We start from the raw sequence: 14,865 nt of genomic DNA on the forward strand, positions 1-14,865 counted from the left end.
GAATATATTTCCAGAGTGTATAACAATAGTATCACTGGTAAATTATTTCATCAACGACTTATTATGATATAATCCAACTTTTTTTTCATTAAAATATGCGATAACTTCTGCTTAGTAACAAAAAAGAGCCTCACAACCTTGAATTCCAAGGTCGTGAAGCTCTTTAAACATATGAATTAATGTGCAACAGCATTGTTAAGCATGATCCAGATCGAACCAATTACGATGGTCATCATAATCAGTAATCCGAAAATAAGGGCCATGACATTCCAGCGTGGTTTCTCTGTTTCCCGAATATGCATGAAGAAGAAGAGTTGAACCACAAACTGAAGTGCTGCTGTACCAAGAATCACAATGAGTGTTCCTGTTTTGCCCATCATGTCGTTCAAAACCACCACAAGTGGAATGATTGTCAGTACGACAGACAGAATGAAGCCGATGACATAAGACTTCAGTGAGCCATGTTGTTCATGGCCGTGGGAATCATGTGAGTTGTGCTCTGCCATCTACATCACCCCCATGAGATAGACGATCGACAGGAGGAAGATCCATACGACGTCCAAGAAGTGCCAGTACAAACTGATAACGTTGATTTTACCGCGAGTAACATCAGTAATACCACGTTTTTTCAGTTGGAACATGAGTCCAATCATCCAGATCAGACCAAGCGATACGTGAAGTCCGTGAGTACCCACGAGGGTGAAGAATGCACCAGAAGCAGCACTCGTTGTAAAGCTAAACCCTTCGTGAATCAACTCAATAAACTCATAAACCTCCAGGGCGATAAAGCTTGCACCCAGAACAGCTGTAACAATCAGCCAGTTAATCAATTGTTTCACTTTACCCTGGTTCATTGCTAGAACGGCAAGTCCGCTCGTAAATGAACTTGTGAGCAAGATAAATGTCTCGGCGATAACGCCAGGCATTTTGATCAATTCAGACAAAATCGGTCCGCCCGCCGTATTGTCACGCAACACAATGAAGGTTGCGAACAATACGGAGAACAGGATAACGTCGGAAATCAGGAAGAACCAGAAACCGAGAATTTTCATTTCCTGTGGATCATGATGTCCATGGTCATGACCATGTGCATGATTCTCACCGTGTTTAGCGGCTGCTTGAGCCATCTATACCGACCCCCTTAACGACGCTTCGGTACGTTTAATTTCGTCGACCGGAATGTAATAATCCGTATCGTATGAGAATGAACGGGCGATCATACAGATCCCTACGCCAGCGAGTCCGAGAATTGCCATCCACAGCCATCCGAAGACAAAGCCGAAACCAGCGATGAACCAGAAGACAGACATGATGAACGGAATTCCAGAGTTCTTCGGCATATGAATCGGCTCAAGCGGTTGCTCTGGCGGATAGATGCCTTTGGCACGACGTTCTTTCTCTTCCCACCACTCATCAATATCATCTCCGCGCGGTGTAACGGCGAAGTTGTATTCAGGAGCTGGTGAAGGAATTGACCACTCCAGCGTACGGCCATCCCATGGATCGGCAGGAGCTTTGAGTGATTTGTATTTGCGAATACCGTCTGCAATTTGTGCAACTTGGAACAGGAATCCGACCCCCATCAGGAATGCCCCGATTGTGGATACGAAGTTCAGTTCCCACCAGCCAGTATCCCAGCCGTATGTGCTCAGACGACGTGTCATACCCATCAGACCGACAGCGTACTGCGGCATGAAGCAGACATAGAAACCAATATTCCAAGTCCAGAATGCCCATTTGCCCAGTTTCTCTTCGAGTTGGAAACCGAACATTTTAGGCCACCAGTAGTACAGACCTGCGAAGTATCCGAAGACAACGCCACCGATCAACACCTGGTGGAAGTGGGCAATCAGGAAGTAACTGTTGTGGAACTGGAAGTCAGCAGGAGCAACGGATAACAGAACGCCTGTCATACCCCCGACAATAAAGCACGGGATAAAGGCAAGTGTCCACATCATCGGAGTCGCCATGCGAATCCTTCCTCGATACATGGTAAACAGCCAGTTGAATATCTTAACCCCTGTTGGAATAGCAATCAACATCGTAGTTACGGCGAAGAATGCATTCACGTCTGCTCCGGAACCCATCGTGAAGAAGTGATGCGCCCATGTGAAGAAGGACAGGAAGCTGATGATCAACATTGCGAATACCATCGACTTGTAGCCAAACAGTTTTTTCCGAGAGAAGGTACTTACAATCTCGGAGAACACACCGAATGCCGGCAAGACGACAATGTATACCTCAGGGTGACCCCACATCCAGATCAAGTTGATATACATCATTGGGTTACCGCCCAGATCAAGTGTGAAGAAATGCGCCCCGGCAAACCTGTCGAGGAATAACAATGCAAGTGTCACGGTCAAGATCGGGAAAGCAAACAAGATAATGATACAAGTCGAGAATACCGACCATGTGAACATCGGCATTTTCATCCATCTCATGCCTGGCGCACGCATTTTAATGATGGTAACCAGGAAGTTGATACCGGTAGCCAGGGAACCGATACCCGATATCTGAATACCCCATATATAGAAGTTCTGTCCTACCCCAGGGCTGTGCGACAGCTCCGATAGAGGCGGATAACTCAGCCATCCTGCATCCGGTGAACCCCCGATAACGAATGACAGGTTAAACAGCATTGCTCCCAGGAAGAATAACCAGAAGCTCAGTGCATTCAGGAACGGGAACGCAACGTCCCTTGCTCCGATCTGTAATGGCACGATAACGTTAAATAGACCAAACATAAATGGCATCGCCATGAACAGAATCATGATCGTGCCGTGAGTTGTGAAGACCTGATTATAATGCTCAGGATTCAGAAATTCATTGTTAGGCATAGCTAGCTGAAGGCGCATCATTAGCGCATCCACACCACCACGGAATAACATGATAATGGAAGCGATGATATACATGATACCGATCTTTTTGTGATCGACAGTCGTTAACCAGTTACGCCAGAGCCAGCCCCATTTTTTGAAATAAGTTAGCACCGCTACAATAGTAATCATGGTAATTCCGATAGCTACCATCGCACCATAAATGAGCGGATCACCGGTTACGAAAAACTCCGATGCAAACTCTTTAAGTCCCTCTAACATTGGGGGCCTCCTTTCGAATCTTTAGTTAGCACTCTTGTCCTCGTCTTGATTGGACGTATCCGTTGCATTTTGAATGGCTCCAGAAGCTTCTTTTGAAGTTCCATGCTTACTGTGAGCACTTTGACCATCTACAACATACTTGGTCACAATATTTTGGAACAATCCTTCTGGGAAAGCAGAATAATAAGCAACGTTGCTTGTTCCTGGCTCAGCCAGTGCTTTGTAACCTTCTGTAGTCAACGCTTGAGAACTCTGTTTCACTTCAGCTACCCAATTGTCAAAATCTTCGTCCGATGTAGCATTCACATCAAAACGCATTTCTCCAAAATGCTCACCTGTGAAGTTAGCGCCTGAACCCCAGTACTTGCCTTCATGATCTGCCTGCAGATACAAGGTCATCGCCATACCCGACATCGTATAAATCTGTCCTCCAAGTTGCGGAATCCAGAATGAATTCATCGGTGAATCCGCAGTGAGTTCAAATTTCACAGGCCGGTCTGCCGGAATATTCAACGTATTAACCGTTGCAATTCCTTGTTCTGGATACATAAACAGCCATTTCCAGTCCAGTGAAGACACTTGGATGGTAATTGGTGCTTTCTCGTGAGCCAACGGCTTCGAAGGTTCCAGAACATAAGTGTAACGAATCGTTACAATTGCAAGTATCCCAATAATAATAATTGGAATGGTCCACCATACAACCTCCGCTTTGGTGCTATGAGCCCAGTTAGGTTCATATGCTGCTTTGTTGTCCGGTTTCTCACGGTAACGCCATACGATTACGGCAGCCAAAATGAGTACTGGCACAATGATGACAGCACACAAAATTGTCGAGATGACAATCAAATCTCTCTGCGAAGCGCCAATTGGCCCCTTCGGATCCAGAACAACGTACTGTCCGCCTGCCAGCATTGGCCAGACAATCAATGCAATTGTAACCAACGTCAGGACAACCGGAATGATAATCCGGATTAGCGACCTAGGTTTCTTGTTCATTTTGATCCCCTCTCCTTAAATTCGCTCATACTGAAAAATCAGTATACTACTCTCTTCCTACTAAAGATATCAGAAATGAACAACTTTTTTGTTCTTGTTAACAAATTTGTCGATTTTACACCTTAAATGTGTGAATTTTTTCTCACAAATCGCTTGCATGCTTGATATTTGTACTTCGTAATCTTTACACATCAAGTCGCAAAATAAAACCCTTTGCAGTCCCGTTGAACAGTGTCAACGAATCCGCAAAGGGCTTTATTGACTGGATTCCGGGAACTTATCCAGTCTTATTATGAACGAATTAACGCAGGATTATAATCAATCGGCGCCTTCGTCTTCCCGGCGTGTATGAACAAGGCCAATTGCTTTGGCAATAACGTAAATAAATACACTACCTACAAGGAATCCAATACCAACCATCAAGCCAAGATTACGATCATTAAATTCGTTCAGATTGATCAGACACATGATCACTCCAGTAATGAGTGCGACCCATGCCAGAACTGTCATCGTCAAGACGGCGCGCCGCATATTTTTGTCTTTGCGCTCCAATTGGCTAACCATTGCTGTCTTCGATGCCATAGTAAACACTTCCTTTTCCCTTTTTGTAAGTGCTTTCCTTATACCAATATACCACATCAGTATGATTTTTAGTCAACAAATGTTCAAATTTTATTCGCAATTTGGACACTTTATTTTAAATTTATCCGTTGACAAAGCATTATTCGTTTCTTCCTTACTTCTTATAACCCAAAAATAGACTCTTCATAACAGGAACTGCACTTGACCTTATGAAACCTTTATGAACTACTCATTCCCAACGGTAAAATACAAAAAAAGACGGCGCATTGAAATACTCCAATGTTACCGTCTTTTTCATCTTCAATAAGGGAACCATATATAATGAGGACCTGCTTTTCCCTTAAAACCTGCCACCCAAACTATTGGGGATTATGTTCGTTCCGTGTCTCCAACCAATTATTCTTGATGACGTTCTGATACCAGTAATAACTCTCCTTTGGTGTTCTCACGAGTGAACGATAGTCCACATGTACAAGACCAAAACGCATGCGGTAGCCTTCTGCCCACTCGAAATTATCCATCAGTGACCATGCCATGTACCCTTTCAGGTTAATGCCGTCATTAATGATGCGGTGAATTTGAGCCAAATGCTGCTCATAATATGAAATCCGGCGATCATCGTTAATTTTTCCGTTCTCCAGGTCATCGTTGATGCAGGCACCATTCTCTGTGATATATACATCCACATTGCCGTATTTTTGCAAGTAATGCATAAATTCATACAAACCACGTGATTCCACTGGCCAGCCAATATCGGTTTTGGTGAGGCCCATATCAACTTCTTCCGATTGCAGAGCACCTGCCTCCGGATTGAAGCGATTAATCCCCATCGTGTAATAGTTAATGCCGAGCAGATCGATCGGTTGCGAGATAATCTCCATATCGCCTTCCTGAATGGGCACGGTAGCCCCTGCTTCTGCAAACCAATCCACCATAAACTGCGGATATGAACCTTTGTAGATTGGATCAAGGAACCAATCGGTATTAAGCGCAATGGATCGGTCACACGCAGCTTGGTCCTCAGGAGATTTGCTGTACGGCTCAGCCCAGCATACGTTCGGAGCAATACCAATCTGACCGGTTGTTCCCAAGCGACGGAAGGATTGAACGGCTTTACCGTGAGCGACTAGCAATCCATGAGCAACATTGATTGACGTCTGCAGGTCTTTGTTTCCTGGCGCATGAATCCCGAGAAGGTTTGACAGAAACGCGATGCACCATGGTTCGTTGAATGTCAGCCAGAAGTTGATTTTGCCAGAGAATTCTTTGAAGATCACTTCGGCATATTTCACAAAAGCATCCACAGTTCTGCGGTTGCCCCAGCCCCCGTCATCCTCCAGCGTTTGCGGAAGATCCCAGTGATACAGTGTGAGGAACGGTTCAATTCCAGCCTCGATCAATGCATCCACGAAGCGGTGGTAAAAGTCCAGTCCTTCCCGATTGATCTCCCCATCTCCGTCAGGAATAATACGCGGCCAGGCAATGGAGAACCTGTATGTATTAATCCCGAGTTTCTTCATCAGTTCGATGTCTTCCTCATACCGATGGTAACTATCACACGCTACATCTCCATTATCTCCGTTATATACTTTGCCAGGGGTGCGCGCGAACGTATCCCAGATGGATACCCCGCGTCCACCTTCCTGTGCCGCTCCTTCTATTTGATAGGAAGCTGTTGCTGTACCCCAGCGAAAATCTTGTGGAAATTTAAAAATGGTCATGGTTGGCTCCTCCGTCTCATGATGACACGCGGATCGTCTGTCCTGCGGTCATGGTTAAAATAATTACATAATCGCCCTGAGGCGTAAGCTCTGCCTTGGCTTGTTCATTTCCTTCTACACGCAGCGGATAAGCACTGCGAATGGTCAGCGAGTCACTTCGATCTGCCTTAATAACCGCTGACACAAGCTTGTTGTCCGTCCACGTTATTGCTACCGTGTAACCACCTCTTGCACGAAGCCCTTCAACACGACCTTGAGTCCAGAGTTCAGGAAGTGCAGGCAGTAAATGTAACTCGTTCAAGTGGCTCTGCAATAACATCTCTGCTATTCCAGCCGTGCCTCCAAAATTACCATCGATCTGGAATGGTGGATGGTCATCAAACAGATTTGGATGTGTGGACCGCGCCAGCAACGTGCGGACAAACTGATGTGCCTGGCTGCTATCCAGCAGTCGTGCATACAGGTTGATCAACCACGCACAGCTCCATCCTGTATGCCCGCCCCCTTGTGAAATACGACGTTCAAGCGATACCCTTGCAGCTTCCACAAGTTCTGGTGTGTGCACTCGATTGATCTGCTCTCCCGGATACAGTCCATACAGATGGGAGACGTGACGATGCCCTGGTTCAGATTCAGCAAAATCTTTAAACCACTCCAGCAATTGTCCTTCGCTTCCAATTCGGAATGGATAGAGTTTCTCAAGAGCCTCAACCCACTCGCTCGCCAATGAATCATCTAGATTCAATTGCTTCGCGGCCTCAATACAGTGGCTGAACAGTTCACGAATTAACGTCATATCCATCGTTGAAGCCATGGATATACTGCGTGCCTCCCCAGCATCTGTGAGAAACTTGTTCTCTGGTGAAGTGGATGGAATCGTAACCAGATAACCATCGGGCCCTTCCACCAGCCAATCGAGACAGAACAAGGCGGCCTCTTTCATGATGGGATACGCACGTTCCTCAAGAAAACGCTGATCCCCGGTAAATTGGTAATGCTCCCATAGATGCGAGGTCAACCAGACGCCGCCCATCGGCCAGAAAGCCCAGCTTGCATCTCCACCTGTCGGTGTAGAGGTTCTCCAGATATCCACGTTATGATGGGCAGTCCATCCACGGGCTCCATACAGAATCCGCGCCGTTCTTCGTCCTGTATCACTGAGATCGGTCAGCATATCAAACAGCGGCTCATGACATTCACTGAGATTGCAGACTTCTGCTGGCCAGTAATTCATTTCCGTGTTGATATTGATTGTGTAATCACTATGCCATGGCGGCTCTACCTGATGGTTCCAGATTCCCTGCAGATTGGCAGGCTGGCTGCCCGGACGTGAACTAGCCATTAACAGATATCTTCCATATTGAAAATACAGTGCCTCCAGTCCAGGGTCTTGTTGCCCTGCCTGATAAGCCTGCAACCGCTCATCTGTAGGTAATTCGGCGTTAGCCGATACCCCTAGATCAATAGAGACTCTGTTAAACAACGCGCTATGATCCTGAATATGTCGTTTACGAAGCGCTTCTGCGCCATGTGTGGTCGCTTTGGAGATCATTTCCTTGCATTCCTCTTCCAATACAAGATGATCCTTCACAGGCAAAACATCATAACTTTCAAAGGACGTAGCTGCTGCCAGATAAAACACAACCTGATCAGCACCCTGAATATGTAACTTGCCTTCCAGATTGGAGACCTTCACCTGATCGCCAGATGCCGTAAACGCTACACGGACAGCATAAGCCGTTCCCCGATCCTCTTCATAGAGGACGGATTCCGGGTGATCCCTGAAGTAATTGGACTCCACATGACTCGGGCACCGACTGAACATGGTTAGAGCCTCTCCCGAAGTCTCAACGCGATAAGGATGGGGACTGTCTAGCGTAACACTTACACTCACAGCGCCCTTCTGATCAGCAGTTAATGTGCAGACCATTAGATCATCCAAAGCGCTGGAATACACTTCACGTACGTATTGAGTTCCTTCCAATGAGTAGGTTGTGGTTGCAATACCCGATTCCAGATCAAGCTCCCGTTCAAATACATTATATGAAAGATCATCCAGACCCTCATGGTGCAATAGAAAATGACCCATCGGCTGGTAGGCCTCTACATCACGACCCAGCATTTCACGGTTCAACAAATCCTCAGCTTCACCATACTGCCCAGACATGATCAGCTCTCGCGTCTGCTTCAGATACCGTTGACTGCTGTATTGAATCGTATCCCGTGGAAACCCTGACCATAATGTATCTTCATTGAGCTGAATTCGTTCATCTGCTGCGCCACCGTACACCATGCCTCCAAGACGGCCGTTTCCGATGGGCAATGCTTCTTCCCAGCGTTTTGCCGGTTGTCGATACCATAGACGATTGATTTTAGTTTGGTTATTGTGTTGGGACATGAATAGCTCCTGTTCCTAAATCAGCTTTATATTTCTTATGTCATAAAACGTTTTCGGTAAGTGCTTACAATAATAAAATTATATGTGATTTCAAAATTTGCGTCAATGCAAATCATCACATCATTACACAAAAAAAGGCCCCATATAGGGCCCTTTCCTTGTGTAACCATGGATCACAGACAATCCATATTATTTTACGTCTTTTCCTGTCCACAGAGAGACACGTTCCTTAACCCAAACCGTAAATTGTTTCTCCATTTCAACTGCACCCGCTTTGTCCAAATCAGCCAGTAAAGCATCATAGGTTGCATCAAAGTTTGCTGGTGTAGTCAGAACAGCTTCCGGAATCCGTTTACGGATGATATCCTGCGTTTTCTGGAACGTTACCTCATAGTCTGTACCGGAAGGTACGGACATGTTATACGCTGCGCCCCAATCCTTAACTGGCAGATCTTCTTCAGCCGGATAGAACTCTTTCCAAGTCGTGATACCGTAAGCTTTCAGCGTTTCTTTCTCTGCAGCCGTGTAACCAGCTACAATTTGCTCAGGGAAGTTCGTTGTGTAGTAGTTATCGGTAGAATCTTTTACACCATCACCGTATCTTGCGCTAAATATGTTATACATCCCAATTCCTGTTTCCTTACTGAAATTGGAGTTGTCATTCGTTTTGCGATCCTGAACGTCATCTGGAATCACTCGTTTACCATCTTCTACGTTGTAATGTTCGCCTTCGATACCCCAGTTTCTCAGAACTTGTCCTTCATCGGAAGCAAGCCAATCCATGAATTTGATGATACGCACTGGATCTTTGGCCGAAGTTGTAATTCCGATACCATAACCGTCAAATCCTGCTGGTTGGAACGTGTGATCCACAATTTCATCGTTAAGTGATACAGAGAAGTGAGCATATGTGGCATCATCCTTGCCCGATGATTTGAGCGCGTTCTCCGCTTCTTGGTAGTTCCACTCTTGGTCAATCAGACCGAGGACACGGCCACTGGCAATTTTGGACTTGTATTGGTCATCCTTTTGAACAAATGCATCTTTGTCCAGTAGGCCTTCATTGTACATTTTGTTCAACCAGCGGAAATATTCTCTTTCCTCTGGACGTTTGTAGTGCAATTTTGCTTCATACGTTTCAGGGTCAATGTAATATTCACCATCATCCGGTGCACCTGTTGCCTGGAAAGCCGGGTTTGTTACCGTGATCATGATCTTCCAGTCATCTGCATTCAATGTTAATGGAATGGTTGGTTGACCATCAATGGTTGGATGTTTTTCATAATAGGCTCTGAGTACATTCTCGTAATCCTCAAGTGTCTTCACTTCAGGGTATCCAAGCTCTTTCAATACTCTTTGCTGAATTTCAAATCCACCTGTAGCGTCAAACGTAACATTATCAACGCCCATATTGGTTGGAATGGTATAGATCGCTTGATCTTCCAAACTGTATTTCAAACGGTTCATCTGTTCCCCATAGATTTTTTTCAGATTGGGAGCATGCTCTTCAATCAGATCCGTGAGATCCAGCATCGCGCCTGCATCCACAAGTTTGGATAAGTTACCTTTAGGGTATATCATATCAGGAAAGTCACCACTGGCAGCCATCAGTGCAATCTTCTGGTTACCACCATCGTTTACATCATACTCTGCTTCAATGGTAACGCCTGTTTGCTCCGTAATCTTTTTACCAACAGCATCTTGCATCTTGTTCCAGGTTGGACTAGCATCCGCCCCGAAGAATGTAACTGTGATCGGTTCGGTTCCGCTGGACTCTGAAGTCTCTTTGGTTCCCGAATTCCCGCAACCAGCTGTAACCAACATTGCACTTGCGAGCATCAGCATTGCAAACGTCTTGGGTGTATTGCCTTTCATTTTGCCTCTCATTGTCTAGTTCCCCCTATTATTTATGAAGGTTTTATCTGTATAACAGGCTTTATGCCTGAGGATACCACTTTTTTTTGAATGCGCTTTCGGTATCGTTTATTCCGACATATTTACTGAAGCCGACGTTTAGATTCTGCAAAAAGAAAGATTCTTCTTCTAACAAACGTAAAACGTTTTCGTAAATGGAATAAACCGCTTACTGAAAGTGCTTACACGATAGATTATAGGCTATCCATCACCTCACGTCAACAATAAAAAAAGCCCTTTCTCAAGGGCTCTTTTTGCTATGAAAATCCTTAACTTTAATGCTTGGTTTTCAAGCTTATTTCACATCTTTTCCAGTCCAGAGAGCTACACGTTCTTTGATCCAAACCGTGTATTGTTTCTCCATCTCCACTGCACCCGCTTTGTCGAGTTCAGCCAGAAGACTATCATATACGCTGTCGAAGTTCTCAGGTTTGGCAAGGATCGCCTCTGGAATACGTTTACGTACGATATCCTGTGTTTTCTGGAACGTTACGTTGTAATCCGTGTCAGATGGTACAGGCATGTTGTATGCTGCACCCCAATCTTTCAGCTTCAGATCATCGTCGGAAGGATAGAAATCTTTCCATGTTGTTATACCATAGGCTTTCAACGTTTCCTTCTCAGCGGCAGTGTAACCAGCTTGAATCTGTTCAGGGAAGTTCGTTGTATAGTAGTTATCCGTGGAATCTTTCACACCATCACCGTATCTGGCGCTAAATATGTTATACATGCCTACGCCTGATTCTTTGGTAAAAGCAGAGTTATCATTGGTTTTGCGATCTTGTACGTCAGCCGGAATGATGCGTTTCCCATTCTCGACTTGGTAATGTTGGCCTTCAACACCCCAGTTTCTCAGGACCTGACCTTCATCGGAAGCAAGCCAATCCATGAATTTGATAATACGTACCGGATCTTTGGCCGAAGTTGTGATTCCGATACCATAACCGTCAAATCCCGTCGGTTGGAACGTATGATCCACAATATCCTTGTTCAAGGACACGGAGAAGTGGGCATATGTTTTATCGCCACCGTTAGACGATTTCAAAGCATTCTCCGCCTCACCATAGTTCCACTCCTGGTCGATTAGACCGAGTACACGGCCACTGGCAATTTTAGATTTGTATTGGTCATCCTTTTGAACAAATGTATCTTTGTCAAGCAGACCCTCGTTGTACATTTTGTTCAACCAACGGAAATATTCCTTTTCTTCAGGGCGTTTGTAGTGTAGAACAGCTTCATAGGTCTCAGGATTAATATAATACTCACCATCATCCGGTCCACCCGTAGCTTGGAATGCAGGGTTCGTTACCGTAATCATAATTTTCCAGTCATCTGCATTCAATGTTAACGGAATAGTAGGTTGACCATCAATCGTTGGATGTTTTTCATAATACGTTCTCAGTACGTTCTCGTAGTCCTCAAGCGTTTTTACTTCAGGGTAGCCAAGCTCTTTCAATACTCTTTGTTGAATTTCGAATCCGCCCCTAGCGTCAAACTCAACGTTATCTACACCCATATTAGTCGGGATCGTGTAAATGGCTTGATCTTCCAAACTGTATTTCAGACGGTTCATCTGATCACCATAGATTTTTTTCAAATTGGGAGCATGCTCCTCAATTAGATCGGTCAGGTCCAGCATCGCGCCTGCATCCACAAGCTTAGACAAGTTGCCTTTAGGATAGATAATATCAGGGTAATCACCACTGGCAGCCATCAAAGGAATCTTTTGGTCACCACCATTATTCACATCATACTCAGCTTCAATTGTAACTCCCGTTGCCTTAGTAATCTCTTGACCGACAGCATCCTTCATGTTATTCCAGTTCGGACTCGCGTCTGCACCGAAGAATGTAAAGGTCACTGGACTGGTTGTATCTCCGGAATCAACCGGTTTCTCTGAAGCGTTAGTTCCTCCTCCACTGCCGCTGCATCCTGCTGTAATTGCAAGTGCACTGGCTAACAGAAGCATTGCGAATGTTTTTGGTGTTTTGCCCTTCATGTGTAATCCCCCTTATGGATATTAATGAAGCTGTATATTTGTATAACAGGCTGACCTGCACATACCGTGACCAGATGAAACAAATGTAATTTTCTTGTTTTTATAACATTAGAAGCGTTTTCCTAAAAAGAAAAAAATGTTCTTCTTGCCTTACTTCCTCTTCATTCTGCAAATGTTTACTTTGAGATTCAGGTGTATGCCACGTGTTGTACAAGTAAATGTAAGTGCTTTCATAATTGAATAATAATCTCTCCTATATCCCTTGTCAATAGTGAATTTATAAAATTGAAAACGTTTTTTAGAAAACGTTTTAGGTAGTAAAAGAACCCAGATATTCTGGGTCCTTTTTGTTTTAGATCTGAATTGCTAAACGTTTATTTAGCCTCTTCACCGCTCCACAATTGAACACGGTTTTGAACGAGTTCTGTATACTGTTTCTCCATATCCTCTGCTCCTGCTTGGTTCACTTCTGCAATCATGCCGTCATAGATCGCATCGAACTGTTCAGGAGTACTCAGAATGGCTTCCGGGATACGTTTCCGAATGATATCCTGTGTTTTCTTGAAGATGACGTTGTAGTTGGAGTCACCTGGTGTTGGCAGATTGTATGCTGCTCCCCATGGTTTGATTGGGAACTCATCTTCACTCGGGAACAGATCTTTCCACGTCGTAGCACCGTAAGCTTTGAGTGTTTCTTTCTCTGCATCGGAATATGCTGCCACGATCTGTTCAGGGAAATTCGTAGTGTAGTAGTTATCCGTTGAATCCTTCACACCGTCTCCATAGTGACCGGACATATTGGTGTACAATCCAATACCCGTTTCTTTCTGGAATACGGCTGCATTATTGGTTTTCTGATCCAGAATGTCGGCAGGAATGACACGTTTGCCGTCCTTCACTTCATACTGTTTGCCCTCAATTCCCCAATTCATCAGCACTTGCCCTTCTTCAGAAGCCAGGTAATCGAAGAATTTGATCGTACGAACCGGGTCAGGATTTGATGTTGTAATCCCTACACCCCAGCCCGATACAAAACCAGGGTCTTGGTAGGCATGATCCTTGATATCCTCGGACAGGGTTACTGGAAAGTGTGAATACGTTGCTTCAGTCTTACCAGCGGATTTCAATGCATTTTCTGCATCGGAGTAACCCCAATCCTGGTCAATGACACCCAGAACACGTCCACTTGCAATTTTGGATTTGTATTGGTCTGTTTTCTGGATAAAGCTGTCCTGATCCAGCAATCCAGTGTTGTACATATGGTTCAACCAGCGGAAGTACTCTTTTTCCTCTGGGCGTTTGTAATGGAGACTTGCTTCATACGTCTCTGGATCGATGTAGTATTCACCGTCATCCGGAGCTCCTGTTGCCTGAAAGGCCGGGTTCGTTACGGTAATCATGATTCTCCAATCATCCGCGTCCAGTGTTAACGGGATCGTTGGCTGACCATCAATTGTTGGGTGTTTCTCTTTGTACGCCTTCAATACATTCTCGTAATCCTCAAGTGTACGCACTTCCGGGTATCCGAGTTCTTTTAGTACACGGTGCTGAATGCCAAATCCACCACCTGCATCAAAGTACTTCTGGTCTACCGCATAATACGTTGGCAGCACATAAATAGCCTGATCTTCATTACTGTATTTCAACCGGTCCATGTAATTACCATACAGCTTCTTCAGATTGGGAGCATATTGGTCGATCAGATCTGTCAGATCGAGCATTGCTCCGGCATCCACCAGTTTGCTGAGTTCTCCTTTGGGGGAGACAATATCCGGATAGTCTCCGCTCGCCGCCATTAAGGATATTTTATCTTGACCACCACTAACGGCAAATTCACCGTTAAGGGTTATCCCTGTTTTTTCCGTAAGGACCTTACCTACTTCATCCTTCATGCCATTCCAGTTCGGACTGGGGTCAACGCTGAAGAAATCAAAAGTAAGTGGAGTTGTCTCTGCGCTTGTATCCTTGAACGACGTATCACTGCCGCTTCCTCCACCGCAACCTGCGAGTAAAGACATTGCAAGCACTGGTGCCAGTGCAATCTTCATTTTGGAACTTGCCATAATGGTAATCCTCCCTGTTTCATATGTCTGTTTGTCCGGGACTTTTTTGTCCCTGTCTATAGCTTCATGAATACCACACCGCAGCCCTATACGG

Annotated in this window: 10 protein-coding genes; all 10 read right to left on the minus strand. The window is 45.1% G+C overall.

The features are described 5' to 3' along the window. Nucleotides 1–176: 176 nt before the first annotated feature. The 10 genes from cyoD to ACETMN_RS28805 all read right to left on the minus strand — a co-directional run bounded on the left by cyoD (nt 177) and on the right by ACETMN_RS28805 (nt 14,771). Nucleotides 177–506 carry a cytochrome o ubiquinol oxidase subunit IV gene (cyoD, locus tag ACETMN_RS28760; RefSeq protein ID WP_091019256.1) on the minus strand — a complete coding sequence of 110 codons (330 nt, stop codon included), beginning with the start codon at nt 504–506 and terminating at the stop codon, nt 177–179. After that, nucleotides 507–1,127 carry a cytochrome o ubiquinol oxidase subunit III gene (gene cyoC / locus ACETMN_RS28765; protein WP_091019254.1) on the minus strand — a complete coding sequence of 207 codons (621 nt, stop codon included), beginning with the start codon at nt 1,125–1,127 and terminating at the stop codon, nt 507–509. Beyond that, on the minus strand, nt 1,128–3,098 hold the full coding sequence (locus tag ACETMN_RS28770) for a cbb3-type cytochrome c oxidase subunit I (RefSeq protein ID WP_076212762.1): 1,971 nt from the start codon (nt 3,096–3,098) through the stop codon (nt 1,128–1,130). It lies immediately after the preceding gene. A 21-nt stretch (nt 3,099–3,119) separates the two neighbouring features. Continuing rightward, a complete protein-coding gene (gene cyoA, locus ACETMN_RS28775; protein ID WP_036606906.1) occupies nt 3,120–4,094 on the minus strand; it encodes a ubiquinol oxidase subunit II in 975 nt (324 codons plus the stop codon). A 318-nt stretch (nt 4,095–4,412) separates the two neighbouring features. Continuing rightward, nucleotides 4,413–4,676, minus strand: a complete 264-nt coding sequence (locus tag ACETMN_RS28780; RefSeq protein ID WP_036606904.1) for a hypothetical protein — start codon at nt 4,674–4,676, stop codon at nt 4,413–4,415. Between the two features lie 359 nt (nt 4,677–5,035). After that, the gene (locus ACETMN_RS28785; protein WP_091019252.1) at nt 5,036–6,397 is read right to left on the minus strand and encodes a GH1 family beta-glucosidase; all 1,362 of its coding nucleotides are present in this window, start codon (nt 6,395–6,397) and stop codon (nt 5,036–5,038) included. A 16-nt stretch (nt 6,398–6,413) separates the two neighbouring features. Beyond that, on the minus strand, nt 6,414–8,795 hold the full coding sequence (locus ACETMN_RS28790) for a glycosyl hydrolase family 95 catalytic domain-containing protein (protein WP_091019250.1): 2,382 nt from the start codon (nt 8,793–8,795) through the stop codon (nt 6,414–6,416). Nucleotides 8,796–8,984: 189 nt separating this feature from the next. Beyond that, nucleotides 8,985–10,682: an ABC transporter substrate-binding protein gene (locus ACETMN_RS28795; protein WP_373419888.1), complete on the minus strand. Its 1,698-nt coding sequence runs from the start codon at nt 10,680–10,682 to the stop codon at nt 8,985–8,987. A 322-nt stretch (nt 10,683–11,004) separates the two neighbouring features. Then, the gene (locus ACETMN_RS28800) at nt 11,005–12,708 is read right to left on the minus strand and encodes an ABC transporter substrate-binding protein (RefSeq protein ID WP_091019249.1); all 1,704 of its coding nucleotides are present in this window, start codon (nt 12,706–12,708) and stop codon (nt 11,005–11,007) included. Between the two features lie 374 nt (nt 12,709–13,082). After that, entirely contained in the window at nt 13,083–14,771 is a 1,689-nt protein-coding gene (locus ACETMN_RS28805) for an ABC transporter substrate-binding protein (RefSeq protein ID WP_074096481.1), read from the minus strand. Nucleotides 14,772–14,865: the final 94 nt, after the last annotated feature.

Source organism: Paenibacillus sp. M2 (assembly GCF_046713495.1).
Lineage (GTDB): Bacteria > Bacillota > Bacilli > Paenibacillales > Paenibacillaceae > Paenibacillus > Paenibacillus amylolyticus_B.

What these genes read in the sequence shown, in the direction of transcription:
- ACETMN_RS28795 (WP_373419888.1), bottom strand. Translation starts at nt 10,682, where the DNA reads ATGAGAGGCAAAATGAAAGGCAATACACCCAAGACGTTTGCAATGCTG.
- cyoA (WP_036606906.1), bottom strand. Translation starts at nt 4,094, where the DNA reads ATGAACAAGAAACCTAGGTCGCTAATCCGGATTATCATTCCGGTTGTC.
- ACETMN_RS28800 (WP_091019249.1), bottom strand. Translation starts at nt 12,708, where the DNA reads ATGAAGGGCAAAACACCAAAAACATTCGCAATGCTTCTGTTAGCCAGT.
- ACETMN_RS28770 (WP_076212762.1), bottom strand. Translation starts at nt 3,098, where the DNA reads ATGTTAGAGGGACTTAAAGAGTTTGCATCGGAGTTTTTCGTAACCGGT.
- cyoC (WP_091019254.1), bottom strand. Translation starts at nt 1,127, where the DNA reads ATGGCTCAAGCAGCCGCTAAACACGGTGAGAATCATGCACATGGTCAT.
- ACETMN_RS28805 (WP_074096481.1), bottom strand. Translation starts at nt 14,771, where the DNA reads ATGGCAAGTTCCAAAATGAAGATTGCACTGGCACCAGTGCTTGCAATG.
- ACETMN_RS28790 (WP_091019250.1), bottom strand. Translation starts at nt 8,795, where the DNA reads ATGTCCCAACACAATAACCAAACTAAAATCAATCGTCTATGGTATCGA.
- cyoD (WP_091019256.1), bottom strand. Translation starts at nt 506, where the DNA reads ATGGCAGAGCACAACTCACATGATTCCCACGGCCATGAACAACATGGC.
- ACETMN_RS28785 (WP_091019252.1), bottom strand. Translation starts at nt 6,397, where the DNA reads ATGACCATTTTTAAATTTCCACAAGATTTTCGCTGGGGTACAGCAACA.
- ACETMN_RS28780 (WP_036606904.1), bottom strand. Translation starts at nt 4,676, where the DNA reads ATGGCATCGAAGACAGCAATGGTTAGCCAATTGGAGCGCAAAGACAAA.